This is a genomic window from Vibrio cholerae ATCC 14035 (assembly GCF_000621645.1).
In the GTDB taxonomy this organism is placed as follows: Bacteria; Pseudomonadota; Gammaproteobacteria; order Enterobacterales; family Vibrionaceae; genus Vibrio; species Vibrio cholerae.
Map to the genome: position 1 here is coordinate 290,177 of NZ_JHXR01000002.1, position 22,497 is coordinate 312,673.

Consider the following 22,497-nt stretch of genomic DNA (forward strand, 5'->3'; position numbering starts at 1 on the left):
TATTTTGTCAATAACTCTGAGTTTTAACAAAACAAAAACAAGATCACACCAATTCAAGTAAGTTTCATCGCCAATTATTTTGCAATTGTTGCAACTCAACAACGACAAAAAGTGAGCCACTCTACATCAATAAGCAGGCAGATGCGTAGTCACTAGAGTTTTGTCACCAAGAGATAAAAGGCTTGAGGATTGAGTCTTCGCGAGCTCAATAAACGAGGAATTCAAGGATCACTCAACATTAGATCGAAGAAGAAAAGCGCCGCTTATATTGCGAAGGTGAAATACCATGTAACCGAGAAAAAGTATGCGTGAACGTACTTTGATTGGAAAAACCCGTCAGCTCCGCAATCTGACCCAAATTAAGTCGACCTTGCTCAATCAACTTCTTCGCCATATCGACGCGTTTGTTCAACACATATTGATGCGGCGTGAGCCCCATTTGCTCTTTGAACAAGACATGAAATTGGCTTTCACTTAAGAACACGCTTCCTGCTAACTGTGCAACGGAAATTCGGTGCGCTAAGTGCTGCTCGATATAGCGATCCACCACTTCCATATCAAAGCGAGACTCTTTATGGACACTGGCCAGCGCGCTGATGTGGCGCTGCAAAAGTGCAACAACCGTATCGTTACAAGCTCGGCCAAGCAGCAAGTCGTCAGGACTGGCTTGCATCTCCTGCACCAGCATTTGAATTAAACGTTGGATCTGACCATCGAGTTGAAAATAAACGTCACCGACCACGAGTTCATTGAGTTTGCGCAGTAGTAGCGGATCATCGTCACTCGGCACTGGCATATTGAGCACCAGAATATCCGATTGCCCCACGACACCACCAAACGCATGATCCGAACCGGATGTCACCACACACCCCTGCCCGGGCCCGACAATATTCCCCATACCACGGACTTCAAATTCAGCCTGCCCTTTCAAGCCAATCACAATTTGCGTGTAACTATGATCATGGCAAGCCATATGTGAAGGCAAAGTGATCAGTTCTGCCGGTTTAGGCGACAAAACTTTGGCAATGGAAGAAGCCTTGCCAGCCTCTGGGGCATGCGATTGAGCCATTTCAACCTCATCAGGTGGGATTTGCGCGGCCATGGTATCTCAAATTGCTTCAAAACGAAATCACTCCCATTTAGAGGCTTTGATAGCCAATTACGCACATATTAATAAAAGATCTTGGCTGCAATTGGGTTCAATTCTCATCTCGGAACAATGATCAAGTGCACATAAATTACGGTCAATGTGTACTCAATTTAAAAAACGTTAAAGTAGATCGGAAAACTCAGCTTGCATATTTCTCGAATCTGCTCAAAATGAAAATGCTTAGATCTAAAGTTCAAAAAATCAGTCACCTAGTGCACAGATTTGTGATGATTTCTGACTAAGCGGAATAAAATTTGCATTAATAATTCAGCTATCTACAAAGCTGTCAAAAGTTTGTCTTTCCCACTTTATGTGGCTAAACATAAATATGTTGCAGGGACCTATGATTAAACGTCGCATCCCAGCGCTATTGCTTGCGCTATCCCCTTTATGGGTATCTGCATCGGTGTACGCAGAGGAGGTCACTCAGGCTGACCCCGTTGCGGCTATCGATGAGAAATTGAGTAACAAACAAAATGAAATCAACGCGATTCTCACCGACTACGAGGTGGAAAGCGGTAAACTGCAACAACTGAAAAATGAGCAGAGTCGATTAAAACGTGAAGGCGAAGAGCTAGATGCTAAGCGTAATCGTGCTAAGTCTGAGTTGGACAAACAGTATACTCGCCTTCTTGAAGATCCAGACACCGACCTAGTCACCTTTCAAAAACGCTACCAAGAGGCGTGGAATGCGCTCAAGTCGAATCAATCACAAAAACTCGACAACGAACAAGCGGTGACTGAAATTGAAATGCGTCTGTCGCAAATCAAACAGCGACAAGCGCGTTTGGATACTGAGCTGACCAATTTGGAAGAAGCCAAAATTGAGGCTCGCGTTAAGCGTTTAGCGGCGGAACTGCGTGAAAGTAGCGTGTTAGAAACTACCTTCAAGACGACCTGTTCAACCACCATGACACTGGGTGAATGTGCTAATCAGGGCCAATACCTGACGAAGCAGAAAGCGGTGAAAACTTTCCGTGAAAATCTCATCAATGATGTCACGGAATCCGCGATCGCGAAGCAAAACTTGAAAGGCGTTGAGTTCAATATTCACGTTCAAGAAAGCCAAATGATCCGCTCAGGTTTTGAAGGTAACAACGAATACTTCACCCAAATGCAAGCTCAGCTACAAGCCAAACCAGAAGCTGTCGCGGCGTGTAAACTGCTGAATGTGGAAACCCGTTACTGTTTAAAGGGTGAGTCAGAACAAGCGGCTCCTAAGAAACAAGATAAACAGTGGGCGAACGTGACAGTACGCTCTGATCAATACAATGATTCTGTGACCATTAATGGCGTCAACTATGGTAGTACTCCCGTTGAACTCGTATTACCAGCGGGTAAACACCAAGTCACCGTATCGAAAGAAGGTTATGAAACCTACAATCGTGTGATTACGGTCAATGGCAATGACACGGTGTGGGTAAAACTCAGACCAAACAAAGACAGCTAGCCGCACAAAAATCCAACGATTTCTTGTCGGAATTCACAAACCTGTCGATAAAACGCCATTTTGTCACTAAGTTATTGAAAGATGACTTCTGACAAAATGGCGTTTTCGTTTAGAATGCTCATAACTTAGACTTAATTTCCTAACTTGAAGTAGACCACCATGCGACAAGGGATTCCCGCTTTATTATTAGCACTTTCACCTTGCTTAATGGCAGCACCAGTGCTAGCAGAAGAAGTCACCTCTTCTGTTCTTGCCATTGACGATGCGCTGTTTGGCAAACATACCGAGCTGCAAAATGCCACGGATGCAACCAAACTTCAAAAAGTGGCCGTCGATAACCAACAGGCCGAGCTGAATCGCTTGACTCAGCAAGCGAAAGCTTTGGATGCGGCGCTAAAAACAGCCAAAACCAACCTTGAGCGTGATTATCAAAAAATGATTGATGAGCCGGATCTCGACATCCAGCCATCACAAAACGCGTATCAAGCCGCATGGGCTCAGGTCAAACAGAACCAAGTCGCACGTTTGGATGCTGAACAAAAACTGCAAGAGATGCAGTCGGTATTGGCACAATACCAGGTGCAACAGCAGACCATAGAGCAGAGTATTGCCCTACTCCAACAAGACAAAATGCGCGCACGTGTGGATAGACTGCGCGAGGAGTTGCAACGTTCTGGTGAACAAAAAGTCAGCTTCACCAATGTGTGTAGTTCGGACATGACATTTGCACAATGTAGCAAACAGACCACAGATTTAGCGTTGCAGAAAGCGGTCAGCCAATTTCAACTTTGGCTTATCGATGAAAGCAGTGAGTCCAACGCGATCAAAGGACAATTGAGTAATGTCTCGCTCAATATCCATCTGCTCAAACATGAAGTGGTCGATTCTGGTTTCTATGACGGCATGCGGTTTAGAAGCATAGTGAATGCTCAACTTGAAGCTCGTCCCGCGGAAAACGCTCCTTGTAAGCTCTTGAATATTGACTCGCAGTACTGTTTCGCGCCCGGTCAAGGTGATATGTCGCAGCAGCAACAAGAAGTGGCTTGGATTAACTTAGCCATCCGCTCCAATCAACATGGCGATCGGGTGACCATTGGTGGTGTCAATTATGGCAGTACTCCGGTTGAAGTATTACTGCCTGTTGGTAAACATCAGATAAAAATTGAAAAAGAGGGCTTCCGCACTTTTGAGCAAGAAGTCAACATCACCTCCGATCAGACCATTCGGGTTAACTTGCATGAAAAGGCGAACCCTTTACGTGTCGGACAGAAATTTGCCGATTCGGGAAAAAGTAAAGTCAGCGCACCAGAGGTGATCACCATTCTACCGGGGCAATATCTGTTGGGCGAAAATGCCGCCAAACAATATAACCTTGATCATGCTTTCGCACTCAGCTCAACGCCCGTGACAGTTAGCCAGTTTGAAAACTTCGTCACTCAAACCAAATACAAAACTGATGCGGAACTCAAAAATCTCTGTATTTCGGTGAATGAATCGGAAATTGCTCCAGTATCCGATAGCGATTGGCGCAACCCAGGTTTCAAACAGAGTAAAGATTCACCCGTTGTGTGCGTCAGCCAGAATGATGCCAAAGCTTATGCTCGCTGGCTTTCTAAAGAAACAGGCTTTACGTACCGCTTACCCACGGAAGAAGAGTGGGAAATCGCCGCTCGTGCAGGCAGCAAAACCGATTACTGGTGGGGCAATAAATTTGGTGCTGGTAAAGCCAACACGGGATGGGCAGGAACCTCTTGGTCTAACAAAAGTACCTCCCCAGTCAAAGCCTTCGCTCCTAACGCCTTAGGGTTTTACGACATGGTAGGTAATGTTTGGGAATGGACTGGCGATTCACGCGGTTTAGCCAAAGGTGGCGCTTGGAGCTTCTCGCCTGAAATGGCAAAAGCCTATAGCGAGCTTTTTGTTGGCCCAACAACGGCGGCCAATTATGTCGGTTTCCGAGTATTGCGCGAGCTGTAATGTTGACTCAAACAATTATGCATAAAGGGGGGATTTCCCCCCTTTTTCATTTGTACCGCGTTCGGTAAAGTACAAACCAGAGCATGAGTTGCATGACTGATGCTTGGTATCAATATGATACCTCTGTGTGTTCAGCAGACCCTCGCTGGATTCATGGAACCTCTTCTACACGTCGACAAGATATGTTTCTTGTATTTATGCCAGCCCGTCTTCAGGCTGGCTTTTTTTCATCCAAACAGTCCCCCGAATAGGCAAGATAAGCTTACAATCGACCCTGCTCTTGGTATCATATCGCCGCATTTCCAGTGGAGGATATGGCGTGCCTAACCATCTGACATTAGAGCAGATTTCTTTATTCAAACAATTACCCGGTTATTGGGGATGCAAGGACTTAAACTCGGTTTTTGTGTATGCCAACCAAGCCTATGGCGAATTGATCGGCTTAAAGCGCGCTGAAGATTGCATCGGGCGCACCGATTTTGAAATGCCTAGCCCAACAGCAGCTTGTGCTGCCGAATTTCAACAGCAAGATCGCTATGTGATTGAAACGGGGCATTCCGTCAAAGTGCTCGATATTCATCCCTACCCTGATGGCCACTGGCATGCGCATATATTTACCAAGACACCGTGGCGTGATAGCCAAGGCAAGATCCAAGGCACCATTTTCTTCGGGCAAGATTTAACCGACACTGCGATTCTTGAAGTTGGTCATTGGGTCTGCCGAGCAACTGGGTTATCCACCTCCACCACATTTAAATCGGTCGCCGATCGCGATACCTTGAAACTGACCGCGCGTGAATCAGAAGTCCTATTTCTGCTCTTATACGGTAAAAAACCGCAGCACATTGCACGAGTAATGGGGATTTCGATTAAAACGGTGGAAGGGTATGAGGCCAAACTACGCAGTAAATTTGGGGCATTGAGCAAAGACCAACTGATTGACCTTGCTTTAGATCGGGGATTCGGCTCAGTCATCCCGAAAACCTTGCTTAGAAAACAACTTTCCGTTGTGCTGAGCGATCACACGATCCCCAAAAAAGTTGACGTTGTCGCCCAGTAAGCAACAACGTCAAGCTGATTGATTGGGCTTATGGCGCCAGTCTATCGACTGTCCAATTGTCATCTTGCCGCGAATACAAGAAGCGATCATGCAGACGATGTTCACCACCCTGCCAAAATTCCAGACTTTCCGGCCTGATGCGGTAACCGCCCCAGAAGCTAGGCACAGGAATTTCACCGTTTGCAAACTTCTGCTTAAGCTCAAGATACTTGCCTTCCAATACTCCACGAGCAGAGATTCGGCTACTTTGGTGGCTAGCGATTGCTGCTATCTGGCTCTCTTTCGGGCGCGACATGAAATACTTCATGTTTTCCATGGCGGTCAGTTTTTCCGCCACACCTGTGATGTGCACTTGACGTTCTAGCGGATGCCAAGGGAAATGGAGGCTAATTTTGTTATTGTGCGCAATATGCTGCGCTTTGCGGCTGCCCAAGTTGGTGTAAAACACAAAACCGACATCATCGACATTTTTCAGTAGCACGATACGCTGAAAAGGTTGCCCGTGTTCATCTACCGTCGCAACCGTCATCGCGGTTGGGTCGGACAAGTTGGCGTCAATTGCTTGCTGCAACCAAAGATTGAACTGGTCAATTGGGTTGGCCTGCAAATCTTTTCTTCTTAGACCACCATGAATGTATTCGCGGCGAATATCTGAAAGATCCATTTCTGCTCCTCACTGATTTTTGCCCGATTGTGCGCCTATCCCGCTGATAACTCAAGCGAGCAAAGTGATGCCAAGGCCGACAAAATAAGATCACAAATTCTAAAAATTAAGTAATTTATTAAAATGCTGAATAGGCCTTTCGCCGCAGATAGCATATCCTTAACAATTATTGGCCCACGTAATAAAATCAACCGACTATCAATGGTGTGAACAGGAACCACTCATGAGCAATCGCAGTTATAACAAGCTCACCGCCGAAGAATTAGACTATGTGGACGATAAAACCGCCGCACTGCTACTCAATACGCCGCACAGCGCACGAATCATTCTCTGGGTCATGGTGGCATTTTTTATTCTAGCGATTGCTTGGGCGTCATGGGCAGAAATCGATAAAGTCACGGTCGGCCAAGGTAAAGTGGTTCCCTCCTCACAAGTGCAAGTGATCCAAAACTTGGAAGGGGGACTGGTCAAGCAGATCCTCGTCCGTGAAGGTGAGCAAGTCCAAAAAGGCCAACAGCTTATCTTGATCGACGACACACGCTTTCGCTCCGATTTTCGCGAGCGCGAGCAGCAAGTTGCAAACTTAACCGCCAGTGTTCTACAACTTTCTGCTTCCATTTCAAGCGTCATTATCGATGAGAATTTTGAAGAGAAGAACTGGGCAAATAGCGTACAACTTGATTACAGCAAGCTTGCTTTCCCTCCCGTATTGAGTGATAGCCAGCCAGATTTGGTTGAACGCCAACGAGATCAATATCGCCAAGATCTCGATAACCTGCGCAACCAATTGTCCGTTCTCTCTCAACAAATCAAGCAGAAACAGCAAGATTTGATTGAAGCCGAAGCGCGAATCATCAACCTTCGCCAAAGTTATGATTACGCGAAAAAAGAACTCGACATCACTGAGCCTCTCGCCAACGAAGGCGTAGTCCCGAAAATTGAACTGCTGAAACTACAGCGCCAGTTGAATGATACTCGCCGAGAGTTAACCTCAACTGAGCTAAAAATTCCCGTACTCAAATCCGCGGTCCGTGAAGCGATGCTCAGTCGAATTAATGCCGCGCAAAAATTCCGAACTGAGCAGCAAGATAAACTCAACCAAGCGCAAGATAAGCTCTCATCTCTCACTGAATCGGCGGTCGGCCTCGAGGATAAAGTGAACCGTACGGTAGTGGTTTCCCCCGTAACAGGCACCGTAAAAACCCTTTATGTGAACACGGTAGGTGGGGTGATTCAACCGGGAATGAACATCATCGAAATCGTACCGACTGAAGACACTCTATTGGTCGAGGCTCAAATTGCGCCGCAAGACATCGCCTTTCTGCGCCCAGATCTGCCAGCTATTGTGAAATTTAGTGCTTATGATTTCACGCGCTATGGTGGCTTAGAAGGCACGCTCGAACACATCAGTGCGGACACTACACAGGATGAGGAAGGGAATAGTTTCTATTTGGTTCGCGTACGCACTAAAGAAACCACTCTCGGGCATGATCAAAATTTGCCGATCATTCCGGGAATGACCGCTTCTGTCGACATTATTACCGGTAAAAGAACTGTATTAGATTATCTGCTGAAACCGATTTTAAGTGCGCAAAGCAATGCGCTGAGGGAATAGCCCGCCCTATGAAACGTTGGATTGTGCTGTCTCTGGCTATCTGTGCCTCCTCACTCTCGCTAGCGCTCACAAGCAAAGAGCAACAGTGGGTAGATGCGGTGAAGGCAACGTATGGCCAGCGAGCAGGCAAACGCGTCGAAACATGGCGTCGCAAAATGGCTGAGCTCGCTCCCGCATCAGAGCAAGAGCAATTAAAAGAAGTGAATGCCTTTTTTAATCAGCTCAACTTTGTCAACGATATTCACCTATGGGGCTCGAAAGACTACTGGGCGACCCCCTTAGAATTTCTCGGTAGCAACGCGGGAGACTGTGAAGATTTCACAATTGCGAAGTATTTCTCGCTGTTAGAACTCGGTGTATCAGATAAGAAACTTCGTCTCGTGTATGTTAAAGCCATTGAATTAAATCAATTTCATATGGTGTTGGCGTATTACTCCACTCCGAGTGCCGAACCAGTGATTTTGGATAATATCAACCCACAAATTAAACCTGCGTCGAAACGTAAAGATCTACTGCCGATTTACAGCTTTAACGGTAAAAATTTGTGGTTAATGAAATCGAATAACGGTCAATTGGCTGGGGACTCTTCGAGACTCAGTTTATGGAATGATTTAAGAGCACGAGAGCGCTCACTGAAATTAAATAAACCTCTAGTTAGCTATGATGAGTAGGCACTATGACGCTATACAAACAACTAGTCGCAGGGATGATTGCGGTGTTTATTCTGTTGTTGATTTCGGTTTTTACTATCGAATTCAACACCACTCGCAACAGTCTTGAACAACAACAACGCTCTGAAGTCAACAACACCATAAATACGGTGGGTTTGGCTTTAGCGCCTTATCTGGAGAAGAAAGACACCATTGCGGTAGAGTCAGTCATCAATGCGCTGTTTGATGGCAGTAGTTACTCGATCGTACGTCTGATTTTTCTCGATGACGGTACGGAAATCCTGCGCTCATACCCTATCCAACCCAATAATGTGCCGGCTTGGTTTACTCAGTTAAATCTGTTTGAGCCCATCCATGATCGGCGTGTTGTAACCAGTGGTTGGATGCAATTGGCGGAAGTGGAAATCGTCAGCCATCCTGGTGCGGCTTACGCTCAACTCTGGAAAGCATTAATTCGTTTAAGTATCGCGTTTTTGGCGATCTTAGTGATTGGTATGTTTGCCGTCGCCTTCATTTTGAAGCGCTCTCTAAGACCACTACAACTCATCGTCAACAAAATGGAGCAGGTTGCTAACAACCAATTTGGTGAGCCTCTACCGCGCCCCAACACTCGAGATCTGATTTATGTAGTAGATGGCATCAATAAGATGTCTGAACAGGTCGAGAAAGCGTTTAAAGCCCAAGCCAAAGAGGCGCAGCAACTGCGTGAACGTGCTTATCTTGACCCAGTTTCTCATCTTGGCAACCGAGCATACTACATGAGCCAATTGAGTGGCTGGCTCTCTGAAAGCGGCATCGGTGGTGTAGCCATTCTACAAGCTGAATTCATCAAAGAGCTTTATGAAGAGAAGGGCTATGAAGCCGGTGATGGCATGGTGCGCGAACTGGCGGATCGCCTTAAAAACTCCATCACCATCAAGGACATCTCTATCGCTCGTATCTCCACTTACGAGTTCGGTATCATCATGCCTAACATGGATGAAACTGAGCTCAAAATCGTGGCAGAGAGCATCATCACTTGTGTGGACGACATTAACCCTGATCCTACTGGTATGGCGAAAGCCAATTTATCGCTTGGCGTGGTAAGCAATAAGCGTCAATCCAGCACCACAACGCTCTTGTCCCTGCTGGATAATGCGTTAGCTAAAGCGAAATCCAATCCTGAGCTGAACTACGGCTTTATTAGCAGTGATACTGATAAAATCATCTTGGGCAAACAGCAGTGGAAAACTCTGGTCGAAGAGGCAATCCATAACGACTGGTTTACTTTCCGCTACCAAGCCGCCAACAGCAGTTGGGGAAAAACATTCCATCGCGAGGTCTTTTCTGCGTTTGAGAAAGACGGCGTGCGTTACACGGCAAACCAATTCTTGTTTGCCCTTGAACAGCTCAATGCTAGCCATATCTTCGATCAGTACGTGATTGAACGTGTGATTCAACAGCTTGAAAAAGGCGAACTGACCGATCCACTCGCGATCAACATCGCACAAGGCAGTATCTCTCAACCGAGCTTTATCCGTTGGATCAGCCAAACCTTAAGCAAGCATCTTTCTGTGGCCAACTTACTGCATTTTGAGATCCCAGAAGGCTGTTTCGTCAATGAACCGCATTACACTGCGCTATTTTGTAACGCAGTACGCAATGCAGGGGCGGACTTTGGGGTAGACAACTACGGACGTAACTTCCAATCTCTCGACTACATCAACGAGTTCCGTCCTAAATACGTCAAACTGGATTATCTATTTACTCACCATTTGGATGATGAACGCCAGAAATTTACCCTGACCTCAATCTCGCGCACCGCGCATAACTTAGGGATCACCACCATCGCATCACGGGTTGAAACACAGACTCAGCTCGATTTTCTTTCAGAACATTTCATCGAAGTCTTCCAAGGCTTCATTGTTGATAAGTAACCAAGGTCAGAGGCATGCAAGATACGTTACTCAATTCGCTGGTGTACGTAAGCCGTTATTATGGTTTAGCGAATTCTCCTGAAGCACTGATCAACGGCTTACCGTTGGCTGACGGCAAGCTCACGCCTTTTCTGTTTCCTCGCTCGGCGGAAAGAGCTGGGCTGATCGCAAAAGAAAACCGCGCGCCGTTAGACCAAATTCCTCATCTGGTGTTTCCTGTGGTATTGCTGCTCAAAGGCGGTGAGGCCTGCGTACTCAATAGCATCAATCAGGAAACGCAAGAGGCTGAAATTGTTACCGCAGAGTCGGGGTTAGTCCCCGTCGCTTACTCGCTCAGTGATTTAGAAGCGATGTATATTGGCCGTTACTTTATGGTCAAAAAGCAGTTTCGCTTTGATGAACGCTCACCAGAAGTCCTGAAACCCAGAGATGGGCACTGGTTTTGGAGCACCATCTATAAATCCAAGCATATTTATCGCGATGTGTTGATAGCGTCACTGCTGATTAACTTGTTTGCCGTTGCAGCGCCGATGTTTTCACGGATTGTGTACGACAAAGTCGTCCCCAATTTGGCTTTTGAAACCTTGTGGGTGCTCTCTAGCGGCATCTTAGTGATCTTTTTGTTCGATTTCGTATTTAAAATGCTGCGCAGCTACTTCATTGATGTCGCAGGAAAAAAATCGGACATTCTGATCTCTTCCAAACTGTTTAGTAAAGTGATGGGCATCCGCATGGAGGCTCGCCCACCTTCGGTTGGTGCTTTTGCTCGCCATTTGCAAGAGTTTGAATCGATTCGTGAATTTTTTACATCCGCGACGATTTCTTCACTGATTGATCTGCCATTCGCCCTGCTCTTTTTAGTGTTGATCTGGTTAATGGCTGGACATTTGGTGTGGGTGCCTGTGATCGGTGTCCTGATTTTGGTGATTTACTCATTTCTCATTCAAAGCCGCTTAAAACGGGCAATTGAAGAAGGCTCAAGACTCGCCTCACAAAAGTACGCCAACCTCATCGAAAGCTTAGCAGGACTAGAAACGGTGAAGCTGTTTGGCGCGCAAGGACAATTCCAGTACCGCTGGGAAGAAGCCGTAGCGCACATGGCGAATTGGAACATTAAAAGTCGCCGCATCACCGATAGTATTCAAAACACCGCCGGTTTTGTGCAGCAAGCAGCCAATATCGGCATGATCATTGTCGGGGTCTACCTGATTTCCAACGGTGACCTGACCATGGGTGGACTGATTGCCGCAACGATGCTCAGTGGCCGTGCGATTGGCCCCTTAGTACAGCTCTCACTGCTTTCAACCCGTTACAACCAAGCCAAATCTTCTATGACTATCATTGAACAAGTGATGTCGATGCCTGATGAACAGGAGGAAGGCAAACGCTATATCCATCGTCCCATCATTCAAGGCAAGATTGAGCTGGACCGCGTGACTTTCCATTATCCAAATTCACCTATCGCCTCCGTCCGTGATTTAAGTCTTACCATCCATCCGGGTGAAAAAGTGGCGATTATTGGTAGAATTGGTTCGGGTAAAACCACGCTTGAGCGCTTGATCATGGGCCTGTACAAGCCAACTGAAGGGCATGTGCGAATTGATGATACGGATATCTCGCAGCTGCATCACATCGATATTCGCCGCAATATTGGCTGTGTACCGCAAGACAGTGTGCTGTTTTATGGCTCGATCCGCGACAACATTACGCTCGGTCGCCCACTTTCCGATGATCGTGAGGTAATGGATGCGGCCAACCGAGCGGGTGTTACGGTCTTTACTCAACAAGATCCTGCGGGGCTAGAACGTCAAGTGGGTGAAGGGGGTATGCTGCTCTCGGGTGGTCAACGTCAATCTGTGTCGATTGCGCGCGCTTTCCTTGGCCGCCCTCCCGTCTTACTGATGGATGAACCCACCAGCGCGATGGATAACCGCTCAGAAATGCACATTAAGCAACAACTTAGCCAACTCAAGCCAAGTGAGACGCTGATCCTTATCACCCACAAAACCTCGATGCTGGATGTGGTTGATCGCGTTATTGTGATGGAGAAAGGCTGCATTATTGCCGATGGTCCAAAGCACGAAGTGCTGAACGATCTGCGCCAAGGTAATGTACGCGCAGTGCAATAGTTTGGTGTCTTTAAATAGACGAACCCCTCATACGGTTGAGCGATGAAAAAGGGAACTTAACGTTCCCTTTTTCATTATTCCGCAGATTTATTACTCCACAGACAGATTGCACGACTCCGCTTCCGCTAGCGGACTTAAATACCAATATCTTCCGCTTCCAATAGTGAAGAGAGCTTAATTTCGTATTGGTTAAATTTGAAAATCGAGGCGCCGTGTTCTCGCTTGGTCAGCACTTTCTCATCACCAAACTGAATCGTGACATGGGTAAATACTTTATTTTTCGCTTCCACCGTATTTTCCAATAGCTGCTGCTCAAACTCTTCATTGAGCATATCCAAAGCAAGTTTGATTTTTTCCATCTGGGTCGACGCGTCTGCTTTCGCGGTTTCTATTTCTTGAGCTTCTTCATCGCTACGTTCTGCTTTCGGACGTTTTTTAAACTCGATTTCACGCCGAATCAACGCCATTGTCGTGTCTTGAGCTTGCTTATAGAGTTCTTTGTGTTTGTTGATTCTCTCTTTATAACTTTGGTAACGCGCAAAAGCCTCAACATGAGTCGCCGTGTCGCCCTCCACACCGAGATTAAAGCAGAGCACTTTCCCACCCACTTTGGCGTTTCCTGCACTGAGTGTGCCTTGGGTCATTTTGCTGTCGAGCACCGTCAAATCATTTCCGCAACGGATAATATTGCCAATGCTGTGTACGCCAAGATGGATAGAATCCGCCGCTTGTAACTCAACATACTGCGCGTAGTTAGCGCGAATACTGCCGCCAGATTTCACCACGCAGCTGCGCTCTTCATCATCCGTCACCATGTGTCCGATGATGCCTTTACCGACGTCTATATCGCCTTGTGCTTGAACGTTAGCAGATTCAATAAAACCGCCAACCGTAATCGACCCCGTCGCGCGAACAATCATGCCCGGTTCAATATCCCCAGCAATCACGACATTACCTTTAAAGCGGATATGCCCAGTGGCCACACTGACATGATTTAGGCAAAGCGCACTGTCCACTTCTATGGTGTTCTTTTTAATAAGGGGCATGCCAGCTTGACTGGCAAGCAACAAATTGGGGTCATTCGGGGAGATATGGGTACCTTTACCCGCCACCAAAGCGGATTCTTTACCAGGCTTAGGTGGGATAGGTTTGCCCTGAACGGTGTAACCCATCTCGCCTTTGGTCGCAGGCAAACGGCGCATCACAGGATCATTTTCACCAACCGTGATGGTTTCTCCTAAGTTGCGCATATCGAGTTTATTTTCACCCGCTTTCTGCTGAGGGCGCAGCACGCGCTTCGAGACGTCTTCCACTAATGGTACAAATTGAGTATCACGCCCTTGAATGGGCTCCTTGCCACGAGCGACAGGCTGAGTAAACACCTCACCGGGTTTTAATTGACCACTCACCAGCAGTACTTTTTTCAATGCCAGTTTGTTAATTCCTTTCAGCACGCTGGCTTGTGCTAGAGCATGAACCAGTTCATTACCGCGTAGACCGCGTCCGCCATAAGCTCCAGTGACGACCATGCTGGCTAGCATTTCTTTCTCACCAAGCACAACAGAAACCGTCGCGTTACGCACTTCAGCAATCACGATACCTTCAAACGCAGCGCGCTTACTTTCTTTCACACAATTGATAAAACGAGTGACTTCCTCATCCAATATGAACAGTTTACCCGCTCCAATTTGTGCCAACACCATAGGCAATTCGCTGCGATTGAGCTCCTTAGCGGCACCTTGTGCACCTAATTTTGCAATCACTTTCTGTCTATCTGGCGTGAGTTCGAGTATCTCTTTCCACATAACGCTTTATCTTTTACGGTACAGAATATCCATGAATTGAGTGTATAAGAAGAATACAGATAGCTAAACTACGCAGCCTGCAAATTCAGGCTTAGGTCACTCTGTAAATCACCAAAAAGAGTCATTTATAAACTAAGCGGAAGGGTGTAGATGAGAAAACGGGCACCTTTTTTCGCCCGCGAAATCGTCAACGAGCCGCCGTTTACACTGTAAACCGTACGGCAAAGGTCAGTAAGCCATGCCAACAAAACAATAACGTCAGCTAGGCAGAGAATAGTGCAGCGTGTCTTTGCGAGCGAAGGAGTATACTGCAGTCACTCGGCGGCCTTGATTCGAGTATTCCAAGGACTCACACAACTGGGTCGCAAGAAGAATACCTCGCCCATAGCTTTTCTGATTGCTTGCGTCCTTTAATGCTTGGCAATCAAACCCTTTACCACTGTGTTCTAAATCGATTTCGATACGCTGCTTATCAGGTTGATAATTGACTTTGAGGATTAGCCAATGGTATTCGGGTAAGGTTTTCAATCGTTTATCACGTAACTGATAGAATTCAAAAAAACCGTCCGGTGTTTCTTTCAACGAGGAATCGAGCTCCAATAACCCGTGCTCTATAGCATTGGCAAAGAGTTCTGAAAGTACTGAACAGAGTAAGTCGAGATCCTCGCCACCGCTGACAATCCCGGTTAAAAATCGACGTACTTCATTCATCAGGGAAATTTTACGCAGAACATCGGCTGGGAAATGCAATTCTGTCTGTAGGGGGATGCAGCTCAATACCACCTTAGGTAAGGCTTTATCGCTCGAGTTACTGTTGGTGATAGGGAACGTCATGGTCAAGATAGAGAGATCATCCCCTTTGCCCCGATTAGAAAATTTTTTCACCGCATCATACAACGTTGGAATCAAAGCCTCGGAATAGGCCTTTGTGAGAACGTGTTCAAGACGCTCTTGGCCAAAGTACTCTCCTTGTTCGTTCATCGCTTCGATAATGCCATCGGTATAGCAGACCAGCTTTTGGTTAGGCTCTAGTTTGAAATGCTGCACATCCGCCTCAAATTCATTGGAAGGCAATACCCCAAGCGGCATATGGTTGGAGATTAAACGACTCACAATATTCCCATGATGGTCAAGTAAATATGCCTCAGGTAAGCCACCTCCCCACCAAGAAATTTCAAAGCCATTAGCGCGAACTTCAAACACGCTGGCAGCCAGCATCATTCCAACGGGCAAAAAACGCTCTAGAGAGTGATTCAGCTCAATCACCATCTCTCCCAGCGATAAACCCTTTTGTGCAGTGGAGAAGAAAGTTCGGGTTGCGGGAATCGTCGAGATCGCCGCAGGTAAACCGTGCCCTGTGGCATCTGCAATCATCACATAGACTCCGCCGTGAGGCCGATTCGCGACCACAATCAAATCGCCATTAAAAATAGTCGATGGTGTAGAGATGTAATGGATCCCGAAAATGTGCTCAACTTGATGGCACATTTCTTCCATCAAATTAGTGAAAATCGATTCTGAAATCGCGTAATCGTACTGAACTTGCTCACGGAAATGGCGCAGCTCATCACGTTGTTCCATAACCTCATTGTGCATCTTCACAATGCGATAATGTGCCTGTACTTTGGCAATGAGTACGCTACGCTCAACCGGTTTTAGGATGAAATCGTCCCCCAGTGCCAAACACTTTTCAAACGAATCGCGATCGTCTAATACCGTTAGAAAAATGATCGGGATATGGTGCTTCACAAACGCTTGGCGGATCTCTTTAGCGGTAACAAATCCGTCTTTAATCGGCATCATCACATCAAGCAGGATCACATCAGGCAGGATTTCCATTTCACGCATTGCATCAATCGCTTGCTGCCCATCTTCAAAAGTGTCTATGTGTGATGCGATGTGCGCCAAGATAAATCGGCACAATTCACGGTTAGTACCGTGGTCATCCACTATCATTACTCTCACCGCTATCTCTCCTTATGAGCGATTTATTCGATATCGAATTTCTTATTAAAGCGCGATATCAGGAGGATTTTTCTTACCTGAGGTAAGACATTGACAATCCGAATCGCGCCGTCCGCTTGCTCAAGGTATTTCTGCATATTGAGCAACATGCCAAGCCCAGCACTATCGATATAGTCGACTTTGCGTAAATCTATGGTGAATCGGTGATCATGCCGTTTGGCATAACTTGCACGAAAATCGTGGACAAGGTTGAAGCAAAAAGCACCTTCAATCGAAATGGTAATGTGTTTATTGTGACTATCGATGTCCGTATGCACACTCATGGTGATCTCCTAAAATAACTCAACTTCGCCTTCATCTATGCTGTGCTGATTAGCAGCCAATCCCCCACGGTTACGTGAGCGTTCTTGTAATGCCTCAATATTTTCAATAAGTTGCTGTACATTACGTGAATTAGATTGTACCGCTTTCAGTAAGCCGGACGCTTCTTGTAAAAAGGTGATTGAGCCCAATGCATACTCGCCTTGTTGATAGACTATGTCCGTAAATTGCAATGCTCGAGTACCTTCACGAACTTGTTGAGTGAGCTGTTGACCTAGCCGTTGAAGTTTATTCACTTCTTGTTCTATCTCGGTATTCAGTTGCTGGACACCACGCAGCATGTAGTCTACTTTTTCTTTAGATTCAATGGCTTGAGTCATATCAAATGAGGCCATTTCACCCACTGTACGGTTTGCGATATCCACCGTGTCTTGGGCGACTTTCATTTCTGTTTCAATCTGCGTATTCAAATTAGCGGCCTGAATAGAGAGATTACGGACTTCTTGTGCCACTACGGCAAAACCGCGTCCTGCCTCGCCCGCTCGCGCCGCTTCAATGGCGGCGTTCAGCGCCAGTAAATTGGTCTGCTCAGACAAGCTGCGCACTTGATTCAGCAGTTTAAAAACCATATCCAGCTTTTGCGACATATCGTGAATGCTGTGTACGGCAGAGATACTTTTTTCTGACACATCCACCAAGATTTGCACAAACTGCTGAATGATCGCTTCGGTCTTCGGTAACACCTGCATCAGATCAAACTCACTGCCTTGGTTGGCCATTAAGTTGTCCACTAGTTGAGTGGAGACTGAAGATTGCTCTTCACTCACTCTTTGCAAACCAAAGAAACTGTTGTTGAGCGTCTCCGCTGAACTATTGATTATAAGGCGCTGTTTTTCTAAAGGTTCTGCAACACGCTGAATGTTTTCTTTTAAAACCTGCTCAAGCAGACTGAGAGCCTGTTGTTGCTCTGCCGATAAGCGGACATCGTCCGTTGGTTGAGCTGTTACGATACTCGGTTGTGGAGCTCCCCCCGCCAACCATGGCAGTAATCCAATACAGATAGCGATCAATCCTAACCACCAAATCTGCCCAAACTGAAAAATCACCAGCAGCAAGAGTATTTGCCCAATCAGTATCGCCGTTATTTTGTGTTTTCTCGTTATCATCCTAAACCTCTCGACGTCTTTCTGCTCTTATGCGTACTGATGTTATGCGTGCTTCTTTTGTAGTTGTTCAACAATCCAAGTCGCCATTGCCCCTAAAGGTTTGACGACATCCGCAGCCCCCAGCTCGATCGCTACTCGCGGCATGCCCCAAACCACGCTTGATTGCTCATCCTGCGCTGCGGTCGCCGCTCCTTGTTGATGCATCGCCAACATGCCTTTCGCGCCATCTTGTCCCATGCCGGTCAACAAAATCCCCATCGCTTTACTGCCTACATGCTGAGCAATTGAATTAAACATTACATCCACCGAGGGTTTGTGCCGATTCACCGCAGGTCTGTCATCTAACTCAACATAAAGTTTGCCAGCCCGTTTCACGACCACGATATGCTTATCGCCTGGAGCGAGATAGGCGCAGCTACTCTCAAGTGCTGTCGTTGGTTGTGTCACCTCTTGTACATGGAGAGCGCTGCTGTCATTTAATCGTTTCGCTAAGGAGGCCGTAAACTGCGCGCCAATATGCTGAGTCATGACGATAGGAGGTAAGCCAGAAGGTAATGCTGCGAGGACTTGTTTGACGGCTTCCGTACCACCAGTAGAAGAGCCGATAGCAATCAACTGGTAATCGGTGGAAACTCGCTCCGTAATGGGCGCTGAAACCGTCGCACTCTGCACAAACCCTACATTGGCTTGTGCCGCCATTTTGATTTTGTCATTCACCAAGTTTTTATAATTGAGCATTTCAGCCGGGTTATCTGAAGAAGGTTTGGGGAAATAATCCACAGCGCCTAACTCAAGAGCCGCCAACGTTGCTTCCGCACCGTGCTGGGTTAAGGTGGAGATCATCACCACAGGTAATGGATGAAGGCGCATCAGATTTTTAAGAAACTGCACACCATTCATTTTGGGCATTTCAACATCTAAGGTCACCACATCGGGTTGATAGTGCTTAATCAGTTCACGCGCTTGGTAAGGATCTTCTGCGCTCGCCACCACTTGCAACGCGGGGTCGCTATCAATCAACTGGGTTAATAAAGCCCGAAATACCGGAGAATCATCCACGATCAAGACTTTGATTTTTTTCATTGAAACAACTCCACATCGTCAGAGGGAATTTGCTTATCTATGCTGTGTTGATAGAGTTCTTCATCCTGTTTAATTGCATGCGCCGAACTAAATCCAATGCGTTTTACCCATGCCTGCCCGGCCTGTGGATCAAACAACAATTTTCGCGGTTGAGCGCCTCCCAAATCTTGCGCCACGACGTTTAGCTTTTCACGTTTGGCATACTCAAGCACAAACTCGACGTTTTTTTCCCCAACCAGCGACTGGTACCCCATTAAGTGAGCGCCACCAAACAGTTTAAACTTCAATCTCTCTCGCTCTGCCCCCATGGACAATAACCGATTAATCAAGACCTCCATTGCATAACATCCGTAGCGAGAAGAGTCCGACAATAACGCTTGTGGATGCCAATGTTGGCTTTCAAATTGGTTATTAAAAGGCAGCAAAAAGTGGTTCATACCTCCCACTTTCATCTCAATATCCCAAGCACAAGCAGACACACAAGAACCCAATCCAGTATGAATAATTTCTTGATCGGACGTAGCATAGACGCCTCCCGGCATCACTTTGACCCAATGCCGATGATCACTAGGGTGGTTGAAGCGATAATATTGGCCTTTCGCTTCTTCCTGTTTTAGTTTGCGCTTAGTGGCAAGTTTACTGTCTGACATAAACAGTATGTCCCAGATGATGGAAAAGCGAACTGCAACGACCAACACTCTCTGAATGCCCTAGCATCAGTACGCCACCCGGCTTGAGTTGCTGGTGAAAACGTTCAATCAACTGTTCTTGGGTCGGACGATCAAAATAGATCATCACGTTGCGGCACAAGATAAGATCCAGCTTCTGTTTAAACGGCCATTCCTGAATCAGATTCAATTGGTGAAAGTCGATATAGCGTTGCAAACTCTGTTTAATCTTCATATTGCCTTGCTGATCTTTGACCCCACGGACGAAACAACGACGCAAATACCGTTCAGGAATCGAGCTTTGCGATTCAATGGGATAAATCCCCAAACTCGCTTTCTCTAACACTGCCGTATCCAGATCGGTTGCCCAAATTTTGATATCCGGACAAAAGTTCATGACTCCCGCATGATCTAAAACCGACACTAAAGTGTAAGGCTCTTCACCGGTCGAACATCCCGCTGACCAAAAACGCAGTTGGCCTACCCGCTCTTTACTCCACTCTGGAACCAATACTTTTTCAATAAATTCAAAATGATGGCTCTCACGGAAAAATTCTGTTTTGTTGGTGGTCAAGGTATTAATGAAGTGAATGCGCTCCTGCTCATCACTTTCAATCAGCTCACGAAATTGTGTAAAACGGCGTAAACCCTTACGGCGCATCTGCCGACTCAAGCGGCCATACACCATGGTACGCTTGGAATCCGGGAGATAAATTCCGACCGTTTTATGCATAAACCATTGAATAAATTTGAAATCTTTATCTGTGAGTTCAAATTCTTGCTCATTGACCGCCAACATACGTTATCCCTAGATTAGAATTCTTCCCATTCGTCACCTTCTTCTGCCGCCCGAGCTGGCATTTTATGTACGGCCTGATTTATCGGTGCTTTATGCATGCTAACCACAGGCTTGGTTTTGGGTGGCGTTGATTGGCGAGGTTTGCGCTCAAAAGTGGTGACATTATTTTCGGTGACAAAGAAATTCATCAAATTAAGCAGCTCTTTTCCTTCATCTTTGAGTGACTGACTCGCCGCTGATGTTTCTTCCACCAGTGAAGCGTTCTGCTGGGTCATTTCATCCATAGCAGCAATCGCTCGGTTGATTTCATCAATGCCCGTGGATTGCTCCACACTGGAAGCGGCGATCTGTGCAATCAGATCCGAGACTCTCACTACCGCTTCAACAATTTCTTTAAGTGTCGATCCCGATTCATTGACTAAGCGTGAGCCTTCATTCACCTTATCGACACTATCGTTAATCAAACCTTTAATCTCTTTCGCCGCTCCGGCACTACGCTGCGCGAGATTACGCACTTCTCCGGCAACCACGGCAAAGCCACGCCCTTGTTCACCGGCCCGCGCCGCTTCTACCGCAGCATTCAGAGCCAACAAGTTGGTTTGGAAAGCGATTTCATCAATCACGCTAATGATGTCCGCAATTTTCTTACTGGCGGTATTGATTGCCCCCATCGCGCTGATGGCTTCACCAACCACTTCTCCGCCTCGGGCAGCTTTTTTCGCCGCATCGGTCGCAAGTAGATTGGCATCTTTCGCGTTATCCGCATTTTGACGCACGGTTGCTGTTATCTCTTCCATACTGGCGGCAGTTTCTTCCAAGTTAGAAGCCTGAGCTTCCACACGCTGGCTGAGATCGTTATTGCCATCCGCTATCTCTGTAGAAGCGGTCGCAACTCGAGCAGAAGAAACGGTAATTTTGTCGACCATATTGCGTAGGTTCACAATCGAAGCGTTGACCGCACTGGCTAATCGACCAAATTCGCCTTGGTACTCTTCAGACATGCTGGTATTGAGATCGCCTTCAGCCACTCGGCTCATCACCGTAATACACTGGCCCAATGGTTCCACCAGCGTGTTAAGCAAGTTATTGATGCCATCTCCCAACTCACGCATAAAACCGTTGTAGCCACTGGTATTGATCCGGTCATGCAGGTCACCTTTAATCGCTTTTTGGATCAAAGACTCCACTTGGCGCTGGCCATCACGCTGCTCGGTGATATCTACCCATTGCAACGCAGGACCTATGTATTCGCCTTTTGTATCGCGCATCGCAATACAAGTCAGATTAAACTCTAAAGAGCCCACTTTGATCATGGAGGTGAAAGGCAAGCGTTCTGGGTTACTAATGATCGAACGCTGATGTGCAGGATTTTTATGGAAAATGTCGATATTTTTCCCCACCAACTCCGCGGCTTTAAAGCCGGGAAAGGCCTGCGCGAGTTCTGGTTCACGGTGGGTCAACAGTTGTAACAGTGCGGGGTTAAGATATTGAATAATCCCCTCTTTATCCGCCATCATCAAATTCGTCGTCATGCCTTCGACCGCCGAAGCTAAACGACCTATTTGCTGATCACGCAAGAGCTCTTCGGTCACATCACGCCATTCCAAGGTATTGCCAATGTAAGAACCACGATCATCAATAATCGCGCCTACAATCAGCTCGATTTTTACTCCTTTGATGTTGATGACGGTGGTGTAGGGTAAATGGCTCGGATCCGCGAGCATGGTGCGCTGATGGCGAGGGTTAAGATGAAAATGGTCAATGCAGTAGCCATGTAAAAAATCGGCCTCGGCACGAAAATCAGGCCAGACGCTACGAAACAACGTTTCGTGTTGTTTTAGCAGCTTGAGCGTTTGATTATTGAAGTAGGTGATCCGAAAGTCGCGATCTATCATCATCAGTGCTGTTTGTGCCGCATTGAGTGCGGAAAGCAATTGATAGTTAGATAAACCGCTTTGGGTCTCCGACTCGTCAAATTCGCTCGTGGCGCTCTCCTTGGCTGGCTCAACAAACTGGGGCACAACCTGTTGTTTACGATTCCAAAATGCCATGTGTCTT

Annotated in this window: 17 protein-coding genes; 7 read left to right on the plus strand and 10 right to left on the minus strand. The window is 46.7% G+C overall.

Going from position 1 to position 22,497, the window contains the following annotated elements; translation table 11 throughout:
- Nucleotides 1-238: 238 nt before the first annotated feature.
- On the minus strand, nucleotides 239-1,102 hold the full coding sequence (locus tag T411_RS0103250; RefSeq protein WP_000741190.1) for an AraC family transcriptional regulator: 864 nt from the start codon (nucleotides 1,100-1,102) through the stop codon (nucleotides 239-241).
- Nucleotides 1,103-1,493: 391 nt separating this feature from the next.
- Here T411_RS0103250 and T411_RS0103255 point away from each other — a divergent pair, with 391 nt between their 5' ends.
- The 3 genes from T411_RS0103255 to T411_RS0103270 all read left to right on the plus strand — a co-directional run bounded on the left by T411_RS0103255 (nucleotide 1,494) and on the right by T411_RS0103270 (nucleotide 5,637).
- Nucleotides 1,494-2,600 carry a PEGA domain-containing protein gene (locus T411_RS0103255; protein WP_000596058.1) on the plus strand — a complete coding sequence of 369 codons (1,107 nt, stop codon included), beginning with the start codon at nucleotides 1,494-1,496 and terminating at the stop codon, nucleotides 2,598-2,600.
- A 159-nt stretch (nucleotides 2,601-2,759) separates the two neighbouring features.
- On the plus strand, nucleotides 2,760-4,577 hold the full coding sequence (locus T411_RS0103260) for an SUMF1/EgtB/PvdO family nonheme iron enzyme (RefSeq protein WP_001882860.1): 1,818 nt from the start codon (nucleotides 2,760-2,762) through the stop codon (nucleotides 4,575-4,577).
- Nucleotides 4,578-4,896: 319 nt separating this feature from the next.
- Nucleotides 4,897-5,637, plus strand: a complete 741-nt coding sequence (locus T411_RS0103270; protein ID WP_001132600.1) for a helix-turn-helix transcriptional regulator — start codon at nucleotides 4,897-4,899, stop codon at nucleotides 5,635-5,637.
- 28 nt (nucleotides 5,638-5,665) lie between these two features.
- On the opposite strand, the gene pdxH is transcribed toward T411_RS0103270, so the two are convergent.
- Nucleotides 5,666-6,301, minus strand: a complete 636-nt coding sequence (gene pdxH / locus T411_RS0103275; RefSeq protein ID WP_000365911.1) for a pyridoxamine 5'-phosphate oxidase — start codon at nucleotides 6,299-6,301, stop codon at nucleotides 5,666-5,668.
- 223 nt (nucleotides 6,302-6,524) lie between these two features.
- On the opposite strand from pdxH, the gene T411_RS0103280 reads away from it, so the two are divergent.
- The 4 genes from T411_RS0103280 to T411_RS0103295 are packed head-to-tail and all read left to right on the plus strand — an operon-like array spanning nucleotide 6,525 to nucleotide 12,632.
- A complete protein-coding gene (locus T411_RS0103280) occupies nucleotides 6,525-7,916 on the plus strand; it encodes an HlyD family type I secretion periplasmic adaptor subunit (RefSeq protein WP_000071261.1) in 1,392 nt (463 codons plus the stop codon).
- Nucleotides 7,917-7,924: 8 nt separating this feature from the next.
- On the plus strand, nucleotides 7,925-8,587 hold the full coding sequence (locus T411_RS0103285) for a transglutaminase-like cysteine peptidase (protein ID WP_000832895.1): 663 nt from the start codon (nucleotides 7,925-7,927) through the stop codon (nucleotides 8,585-8,587).
- A gap of 5 nt (nucleotides 8,588-8,592) precedes the next feature.
- Nucleotides 8,593-10,503, plus strand: a complete 1,911-nt coding sequence (locus tag T411_RS0103290; protein ID WP_000177439.1) for a bifunctional diguanylate cyclase/phosphodiesterase — start codon at nucleotides 8,593-8,595, stop codon at nucleotides 10,501-10,503.
- A gap of 14 nt (nucleotides 10,504-10,517) precedes the next feature.
- Entirely contained in the window at nucleotides 10,518-12,632 is a 2,115-nt protein-coding gene (locus T411_RS0103295) for a type I secretion system permease/ATPase (RefSeq protein WP_001154355.1), read from the plus strand.
- A gap of 134 nt (nucleotides 12,633-12,766) precedes the next feature.
- Here the strand turns inward: T411_RS0103295 and T411_RS0103300 are convergent, their stop codons facing one another.
- The 8 genes from T411_RS0103300 to T411_RS0103335 all read right to left on the minus strand — a co-directional run bounded on the left by T411_RS0103300 (nucleotide 12,767) and on the right by T411_RS0103335 (nucleotide 22,490).
- Complete coding sequence (locus tag T411_RS0103300) at nucleotides 12,767-14,437, minus strand: flagellar assembly protein A (protein ID WP_000265356.1); 1,671 nt, start codon at nucleotides 14,435-14,437, stop codon at nucleotides 12,767-12,769.
- A gap of 258 nt (nucleotides 14,438-14,695) precedes the next feature.
- Nucleotides 14,696-16,393, minus strand: a complete 1,698-nt coding sequence (locus T411_RS0103305) for an ATP-binding SpoIIE family protein phosphatase (protein ID WP_000634466.1) — start codon at nucleotides 16,391-16,393, stop codon at nucleotides 14,696-14,698.
- 32 nt (nucleotides 16,394-16,425) lie between these two features.
- Nucleotides 16,426-16,725 (minus strand): STAS domain-containing protein, encoded by a 300-nt coding sequence (locus T411_RS0103310; RefSeq protein WP_000110728.1) that lies wholly within the window; start codon nucleotides 16,723-16,725, stop codon nucleotides 16,426-16,428.
- Nucleotides 16,726-16,734: 9 nt separating this feature from the next.
- Entirely contained in the window at nucleotides 16,735-17,889 is a 1,155-nt protein-coding gene (locus T411_RS0103315) for a methyl-accepting chemotaxis protein (RefSeq protein ID WP_000632948.1), read from the minus strand.
- 42 nt (nucleotides 17,890-17,931) lie between these two features.
- The gene (locus T411_RS0103320; protein WP_000721526.1) at nucleotides 17,932-18,972 is read right to left on the minus strand and encodes a protein-glutamate methylesterase/protein-glutamine glutaminase; all 1,041 of its coding nucleotides are present in this window, start codon (nucleotides 18,970-18,972) and stop codon (nucleotides 17,932-17,934) included.
- Nucleotides 18,969-19,622 carry a chemoreceptor glutamine deamidase CheD gene (gene cheD, locus T411_RS0103325; RefSeq protein WP_001284058.1) on the minus strand — a complete coding sequence of 218 codons (654 nt, stop codon included), beginning with the start codon at nucleotides 19,620-19,622 and terminating at the stop codon, nucleotides 18,969-18,971. Before cheD ends, T411_RS0103320 begins: the two co-directional genes overlap by 4 nt.
- The gene (locus tag T411_RS0103330) at nucleotides 19,609-20,439 is read right to left on the minus strand and encodes a CheR family methyltransferase (RefSeq protein WP_000881719.1); all 831 of its coding nucleotides are present in this window, start codon (nucleotides 20,437-20,439) and stop codon (nucleotides 19,609-19,611) included. The genes cheD and T411_RS0103330 overlap by 14 nt, the downstream gene beginning before the upstream one ends.
- Before the next feature lie 14 nt (nucleotides 20,440-20,453).
- Nucleotides 20,454-22,490, minus strand: coding sequence for a methyl-accepting chemotaxis protein (locus T411_RS0103335; protein ID WP_000896388.1), 2,037 nt, complete (start codon nucleotides 22,488-22,490; stop codon nucleotides 20,454-20,456).
- Between the last annotated feature and the right edge of the window lie 7 nt (nucleotides 22,491-22,497).